Annotated in this window: 5 protein-coding genes; all 5 read left to right on the plus strand. The window is 66.1% G+C overall.

Annotated features, from left to right (window positions below; translation table 11 throughout):
• Nucleotides 1–61: 61 nt before the first annotated feature.
• The 5 genes from ileS (at nt 62) to DNX69_RS23375 (ending at nt 7,521) form a co-directional block, all read left to right on the plus strand.
• On the plus strand, nt 62–3,133 hold the full coding sequence (gene ileS, locus DNX69_RS23355) for an isoleucine--tRNA ligase (RefSeq protein ID WP_110788399.1): 3,072 nt from the start codon (nt 62–64) through the stop codon (nt 3,131–3,133).
• A gap of 158 nt (nt 3,134–3,291) precedes the next feature.
• Nucleotides 3,292–3,786, plus strand: coding sequence for a signal peptidase II (lspA, locus tag DNX69_RS23360; protein WP_110788487.1), 495 nt, complete (start codon nt 3,292–3,294; stop codon nt 3,784–3,786).
• 81 nt (nt 3,787–3,867) lie between these two features.
• Nucleotides 3,868–4,584: a hypothetical protein gene (locus DNX69_RS23365; RefSeq protein ID WP_110788400.1), complete on the plus strand. Its 717-nt coding sequence runs from the start codon at nt 3,868–3,870 to the stop codon at nt 4,582–4,584.
• Between the two features lie 160 nt (nt 4,585–4,744).
• On the plus strand, nt 4,745–6,136 hold the full coding sequence (locus DNX69_RS23370; protein WP_110788401.1) for a M16 family metallopeptidase: 1,392 nt from the start codon (nt 4,745–4,747) through the stop codon (nt 6,134–6,136).
• Nucleotides 6,133–7,521 carry a M16 family metallopeptidase gene (locus DNX69_RS23375; protein ID WP_110788402.1) on the plus strand — a complete coding sequence of 463 codons (1,389 nt, stop codon included), beginning with the start codon at nt 6,133–6,135 and terminating at the stop codon, nt 7,519–7,521. The genes DNX69_RS23370 and DNX69_RS23375 overlap by 4 nt, the downstream gene beginning before the upstream one ends.
• Nucleotides 7,522–7,629: the final 108 nt, after the last annotated feature.

Genomic DNA, 7,629 nt, shown 5'->3' on the forward strand with positions numbered 1-7,629 from the left:
CGATCGCCTGGGCAGTTCAATCGGGTTTCCGAAGCCCTCCAAAACCGCTATTCACGCCGCCATGACCGAAAAGCCCGCCAAAGACGCCGCCCCGAGCGGCAACGACTATTCCAAGACCCTGTACCTGCCGCAGACGGAATTTCCGATGCGGGCCGGGTTGCCGCAGCGCGAGCCGGAGATGCTCAAGCGCTGGGAGGAGATGGACCTCTACGGCAAGCTGCGCGACAGCGCCAAGGGCCGCGCCAAGTTCGTGCTGCACGACGGCCCGCCCTACGCCAACGGCCACATCCATATCGGCCACGCGCTCAACAAGATCCTCAAGGACGTCGTGACCAAGAGCCAGCAGATGCTCGGGTTCGACTCCAACTACGTGCCGGGCTGGGACTGCCACGGCCTGCCGATCGAGTGGAAGATCGAGGAAGAGAACTATCGCTCCAAGGGCAAGCCGAAGCCGAACTTCAAGGACTCCGCCGCGATGGTGGCGTTCCGCAAGGAATGCCGCGCCTACGCGCAAAACTGGCTCGACGTGCAGCGCGAGGAATTCAAGCGGCTCGGCGTGATCGGCGACTGGGATCATCCCTACGCAACGATGAACTACGCCGCCGAAGCCCAGATCGCCCGCGAACTGATGAAGTTCGCCGCCAACGGCACGCTGTATCGGGGCAGCAAGCCGGTGATGTGGAGCGTGGTCGAGAAGACAGCGTTGGCCGAGGCGGAGGTTGAGTATGAGGACTACACCAGCGATACGGTGTGGGTGAAGTTTCCGGTTGTCGGACGAGCAAGCGGTTTCCCAACAATGGGAATCGGCTCAACTCCTGAAGAGTCAGTTATTCTTCGAGATGCTTGGAAGCATGCTTCCGTCGTCATCTGGACCACAACCCCTTGGACGCTACCGGGCAACCGCGCGATCAGCTTCTCGTCGAAGATCGGCTACGGCCTCTACAAGGTCACCGATGCGCCTGCTGATAATTGGGCGAAGACGGGCGATCTGCTGATCCTCGCGGACGCGCTCGCCGAGAGCGTTTTCAAGCAGGCGCGCGTAGCAGCCTATGAGAAGGTCTCAGACGTCACGCCGGACATGCTGAAGGCGATCGAATGCGCGCATCCGCTGCGCGGTCTCGCCGGCGGTTATGAGTTCACCGTGCCGCTGCTCGACGGCGACCACGTCACCGACGACACCGGCACCGGCTTCGTCCACACCGCGCCGGGCCATGGCCGCGAGGACTTCGATATCTGGATGCACAACGCCCGCGCGCTGGAAGCGCGCGGCATCTCGTCGGTCATTCCCTACACCGTCGATGAGAACGGCGCGCTCACCGAGCAGGCGCCGGGCTTCACCGGCAAGCGGGTGATCAACGACAAGGGCGAGAAGGGCGACGCCAACGAGGCGGTGATCCAGGAATTGATCACGCGCGGCATGCTGCTGGCGCGCGGCAAGCTCAAGCATCAGTATCCGCACTCGTGGCGCTCGAAGAAGCCGGTGATCTTCCGCAACACGCCGCAATGGTTCATCGCGATGGACAAGGACATCGTCGATGACGGCGTCGCCAAGCCCGGCGACACGCTGCGCGCCCGCGCGCTGCAGGCGATCTCGGTCACCCAATGGGTGCCGCCGGCCGGCCAGAACCGCATCAACGGCATGATCTCCGGCCGTCCGGACTGGGTGATCTCGCGGCAGCGCGCCTGGGGCGTGCCGATCGCGGTGTTCATCAAGGACAAGGGCGACGGCTCGGTCGAGATCCTGCAGGACGAGATCGTCAACCAGCGCATCGCCGAAGCCTTCATGCAGGAAGGCGCCGACGCCTGGTACGCCGAAGGCGCCGCCGCGCGTTTCCTCGGCGAACGCGCCGCCGAAGGCTGGCAGAAGGTCGACGACATTCTCGACGTCTGGTTCGATTCCGGTTCGACCCATGCGTTCGTTCTGGAAGATGCACAGAACTTCCCCGGCCTCGCCGGCATCCGCCGCAAGGTCGACGGCGGCGCCGATACGGTGATGTATCTGGAAGGCTCGGACCAGCATCGCGGCTGGTTCCATTCGTCGCTGCTGGAGAGCTGCGGCACCCGCGGCCGCGCGCCCTACGACGTCGTGCTGACTCACGGCTTCACGCTCGACGAGCAGGGCCGCAAGATGTCGAAGTCGCTCGGCAACACCACCGATCCGGCCAAGGTGATCGCGTCCTCCGGCGCCGACATCCTGCGGCTGTGGGTGTGCGCCACCGACTATGCCGACGATCAGCGCATCGGCCCCGAGATCCTCAAGAACGTGGTCGAGACTTATCGCAAGCTGCGCAACTCGATCCGCTGGATGCTCGGCACACTGCATCATTATAAGCGCGACGAGGCGGTGGCATTCGCCGACATGCCGGAGCTGGAGCGGCTGATGCTGCATCAGCTCGCCGAGCAGAGCGCGACGATCCGCGCCGCTTACGCGGAGTTCGACTACAAGACCGTGGTGGCGTCGCTGGCGGCCTTCATGAACACCGAGCTGTCGGCGTTCTATTTCGATATCCGCAAGGACACGCTGTATTGCGACCCGCCGTCGTCGCTGGCCCGCAAGGCGGCGCTGACCACGATCGACATCATCTGCGACGCGATCCTGAAATGGCTGGCGCCGGTTTTGTCGTTCACCGCGGACGAGGCGTGGACGATGTATCGGCCCGACGCAGAGCCGAGCGTGCATCTGACGCTGTTCCCGCTCGACCTCGGCGAATATCGCGATGACGAACTGGCCAAGAAGTGGACGCTGATCCGCGCGGTGCGCCGCGTCGTCACCGGTGCGCTGGAGGTCGAACGTGCCGCCAAGCGGATCGGGTCGTCGCTCGAAGCCTCGCCGATGATCTATCTGCCGGAAGCGTTCATGGGCGACATCTTCGACGTCGACTGGGCCGAGATCTGCATTACCTCGAACGCGATGGTCGAGATCCTGCGCGGCAACGATATGCCGCCGGCGGACGCGTTCCGGCTGCCGGAGCTAGCGGATGTCGCGGTCGTGGTCGAACGCGCCCAGGGCACCAAATGCGCCCGCTCCTGGAAGATCCTGTCCAGCGTCGGCTCCGATCCTGACTATCCCGACGTCTCCCCCCGCGACGCCCAGGCGCTGCGCGAATGGAAGGCGCTGGGGGCTCCGATCTAAAGCTCTCGTCGTCCCCGCGCAGGCGGGGACCCATAACCCCTGACGCCTGCGTTCGAGGCCAAGCCGATGACCGATGCTTCGTCTCAACATGACCGACACGGCGTATGGGTCCCCGCCTGCGCGGGGACGACGCCTCGTTGTGCCGCGAGCTCATGCGCATGAACCCCGTCCGCCTGGGCATCCTCGCCGCCGTGATCGCGCTGGCGCTCGATCAGGCCACCAAGCTGTGGCTGCTCTACGGCTTCGAGCTGGCGCGGAAGGGCGTGGTGCCCGTCACCTCGTTCTTCGATCTGGTGCTGGCCTGGAACACCGGGATCTCCTACGGCTGGTTCGCCGGGCAGGGGCCGACCGGGCAGATGCTGATGCTGGCGTTCAAGGCGGTGGCGATCGTGGCGCTGGCGATCTGGATGGCGCGCTCCACCACCAGGCTTGCGACCATCGGTCTCGGCCTGATCATCGGCGGCGCGATCGGCAATGCGATCGACCGGCTGACCTATGGCGCGGTGGTCGATTTCGCGCTGTTTCACGTTGAAATCGCCGGCAAAACCTACAACTGGTACGTGTTCAACATCGCCGACGTGGCGATTGTTGTCGGGGTGGCGGCCCTGCTGTATGACTCCCTGATAGGGCTACCCGCCGCAAAAGCGCCCTGATCCCGGCCGATACCGGCCGCGCGGAATTGGGGCGCCTTCCGGGTTGCGGCCAGACCGCAAGACGTGAATAGGATCAACGCCATGCGCCAGACCGACAGCCGCCTTTCGACGCCGGAGACGTCCACCGCCGCGCTGCTCCGCACCGCCCGGTTCGCCGCCGTTGCCCTCGGGGTCGGCATCGTGCTGACGGCTGGGATCGCCCGCGCCCAGGAAGAACAGGACGATTCTACCTTCGAGGAAAAGATCATCAAGGGCCTGATGTCCGGCATCGGCGCCACCAACATGGACAATTCCGGCATCAATTATCGCGAGCGGTCGCCGCTGGTGGTGCCGCCGAAGCTCGATCTGCCTCCGCCTGAAACCGCCTCGACGGCGGCGCCTGCGCCGAACTGGCCGAAGGACGCCGATCTGCAGCGGCGCAAGGAAATCAAGGCGGCCGAGGCCAAGGCGAAGCCGACGCCGTGGGAATCCGCCCAGCCGCTGACCCCGTCGCAGCTCAAATCGGTCCGCGCCGATTCCAACAAGGGGGGCAACGATCCGATGCAGCCCGGCAACCAGCAGAACAATCCGATGCTGAGCCCGTCGCAGCTCGGCTTCAACGGCTCGCTGTGGAACGTATTCGGCGGCAACAAGACCGAAACCGCGACCTTCACCGGCGAACCGCCGCGTGAGAGCCTGACCGAGCCCCCGGTCGGCTATCAGACGCCGTCGCCGAACTTCGCTTACGGCACCGGGCCGAAGGAAGCGCTCGGCAACAAGCGCATCGACATCATGACGGGCAAAGAAACCAGCAATTGAGTCTGGTTGCTGTCCGTCCCGTCTCGGCACACATCGCCGCCTGGCGCGGCATTCTCGATCTCGTTCGCTCGGCTCCGCGTGCCTCGGCACGTCGAGCCGTTGCGGTGGTGCGCCGAGCCGCCGCGCCCTTCTCCGCCCTCCAGCCGGGATGATGCCTGATATGATCGCATTCGCCGCCTCGCGCCGCCGCCCGCTCGCAGCGCTCGCTGTTCTCGCCGCCGCGCTGATCGGGGCGCCGGCCGTAGCGCAGACCGTCACCGCCGCGCCGCCGACGACCTTCACGCTGCAGAACGGCCTGCGGGTGGTGGTGATCCCCGATCACCGCACGCCGGTGGTGACACAGATGATCTGGTACAAGGTCGGCTCGGCCGACGAGACGCCCGGCAAATCGGGGCTGGCGCATTTCCTCGAACATCTGATGTTCAAGGGTACCGAAAAGCATCCGGCCGGCGAGTTCTCGCAGACCGTGCTGAAGATCGGCGGCAACGAGAACGCTTTCACCTCGTACGACTTCACCGGTTATTTCCAGCGGGTGCCGCGCCCCTATCTCGAACAGATGATGGCGTTCGAAGCCGACCGTATGACCGGCCTGGTGCTGAAGGACGAGAACGTGCTGCCCGAGCGCGACGTCGTGCTCGAAGAATACAACATGCGCGTCGCCAACAGCCCGGACGCCAGGCTCACCGAGCAGATCATGGCAGCGCTGTATCTCAACCATCCCTACGGCCGACCGGTGATCGGCTGGCACCAGGAGATCGCCAAGCTCGATCGCGACGACGCGCTGGCGTTCTATCGCCGGTTCTACGCGCCCAACAACGCCACGCTGGTGATCGCAGGCGATGTCGAGCCCGACGAGGTTCGTCCGCTCGCCGAGCGGATCTACGGTGTAATCCCGGCACAGCCGGCGATCCCGGCGCAGCGAGTGCGCCCGCAGGAGCCGACGCCGGCCGGCCCGCGCACGGTGACGCTGGCCGATCCGCGCGTCGAGCAACCTACGGTGCGGCGCTATTACCTGGTGCCGTCGGCCCACACCGGCGCCAAGGGCGACAGCGCCGCGCTGGAAGTGCTGGCGCAGCTGCTCGGCCAAGGCAGCAATTCGTATCTGTACCGCGCGCTGGTCATCGACAATCCGCTGGCGATCTCGGTCGGCGCCAACTACCAGGGCAACGCGCTCGACGACAGCTACTTCATCGTCGCCGGCACGCCGAAGCCGGGGGTCGAATTTGCGGCGATCGAGAAGAAGATCGACGAGGTGATCGCCGACCTCGTCAATCATCCGGTCCGCTCCGAGGATCTGGAGCGGGTCAAGACCCAGCTGGTTGCCGCTGCGGTCTATGCCCAGGACAACCAGACCACGCTGGCGCGCTGGTACGGCCAGGCGCTCACCACCGGGCTGAGCGTGCAGGACGTGCAGAGCTGGCCCGCCCGGATTCGGGCCGTCACCTCCGACGACGTCCGCGCGGCAGCGAAACAATGGCTCGACCGCAACCGGTCGGCCACCGGCTATCTGATCAACGGCCCGGCCGCCAAGCAGGAGGAGAAGCGCTCGTGAGCATCGACCTGACCTCGGCGCGGCGCCTCGCGCTTTCTGCCTGCCTCGGCCTCGCGGTCGCGTTGTCCGCCGCACCGTCCTATGCGGCCGCCAAGATCCAGCGGCTGGTCACTCCCGGCGGCCTGGTGGCGTGGTTCGTCCAGGACGCCACCGCGCCGCTGATCTCGATGGAGATCTCGTTTGACGGCGGCGCCAGCCAGGACCCGGCCGACAAGCCGGGCGTCGGCCACATGGTCGCGAACCTGATCGACGAAGGCTCCGGCGATATGGATTCGGCGACCTTCCACGAGCGGTTGGATCGCCGCGCCATCCAGCTGTCCTATTCGGTGAACCGCGATCACTTCCGCGGCTCGCTCCGGATGTTGAAGGAGGATCGCGACGAAGCGTTCGGCCTGCTGCGCACCTCGCTGACCAAGCCGCGGTTCGAACCGAAGGACGTCGAGCGGATCCGCGCCCAGCTGAGCTCGACGCTGCGCCGCCAGTCGCTCGATCCGAACAATCTGGCGAGCCGCAAGTTTCTCGAGGTCGCGTTCGGCGATCATCCCTACGGCCGGCCTTCGACCGGCACGCTGGACAGCCTGCCCAAGGTCACGATCGACGACATGAAGGCCTATGTCGGCCACGTGCTGGCGAAGGATGCGCTGAAGATCGCGGTAGTCGGCGACATCGATGCCGCCGCGCTCGCCAAGCTGCTCGACGATACCTTCAGTGACCTGCCGGCCAAGGCGCAGCTCACGCCGGTGCCGGACGTCGTCGCCACCAAGCCGCCGCAGCGGACCAACGTCACGCTCGACGTGCCGCAGACCGTGGTGATGTTCGGCGGGCCCGGTATCAAGCGGCACGATCCGGATTTCATGGCGGCTTACGTCGTCAATCACATCCTCGGCGGCGGCTCGCTGTCGTCGCGGCTGTACAGCGAGGTGCGCGAGAAGCGCGGGCTGGCCTACTCGATCTACGAGCAGCTGCTCTGGATGCAGCATTCGGCGCTGTTCATCGGCTCCACCGGCACCCGCGCCGACCGGGCCACCGAAACCATCGACGCGGTGAGCGCCGAGGTGAAGCGGATCGCGGGCGAAGGGCCGAGCGAGAAGGAATTGGCCGAGGCCAAATCCTACATCAACGGCTCGCAGATGTTGTCGCTCGACACCTCGGCCAAGCTGGCGCAGGCGCTGCTGCAGTATCAGAACGACGGCATGCCGATCGACTACATCGACAAGCGCAGCGATATCGTCAACGCGGTCACGCTCGCCGACGCCCAGCGCGCCGCGCAGCGGCTGTGGTCGAACGGCCTGCTCACCGTCGTGGTCGGCCGTCAGCCCCAAGCCGCCGCCCAGCCCAACATGGTGAAACCCGCCGGCGCCCCGCCGCCGGCGCGGGCGAACTGACGCCACGCTCAGACTCGTATTCGCCCAACCTCTCCCCGAGCACGACCCGACCTCTCCCCGCGTGCGGGGAGAGGTCGACCGGCGAAGCCGGGCGGGTGAGGGGGCGCC

The sequence above is a fragment of the Rhodopseudomonas palustris genome (assembly GCF_003226555.1).
In the GTDB taxonomy this organism is placed as follows: Bacteria; Pseudomonadota; Alphaproteobacteria; order Rhizobiales; family Xanthobacteraceae; genus Rhodopseudomonas; species Rhodopseudomonas palustris_I.

What these genes read in the sequence shown, in the direction of transcription:
- lspA (WP_110788487.1), top strand. Translation starts at nt 3,292, where the DNA reads ATGAACCCCGTCCGCCTGGGCATCCTCGCCGCCGTGATCGCGCTGGCG.
- DNX69_RS23365 (WP_110788400.1), top strand. Translation starts at nt 3,868, where the DNA reads ATGCGCCAGACCGACAGCCGCCTTTCGACGCCGGAGACGTCCACCGCC.
- DNX69_RS23370 (WP_110788401.1), top strand. Translation starts at nt 4,745, where the DNA reads ATGATCGCATTCGCCGCCTCGCGCCGCCGCCCGCTCGCAGCGCTCGCT.
- ileS (WP_110788399.1), top strand. Translation starts at nt 62, where the DNA reads ATGACCGAAAAGCCCGCCAAAGACGCCGCCCCGAGCGGCAACGACTAT.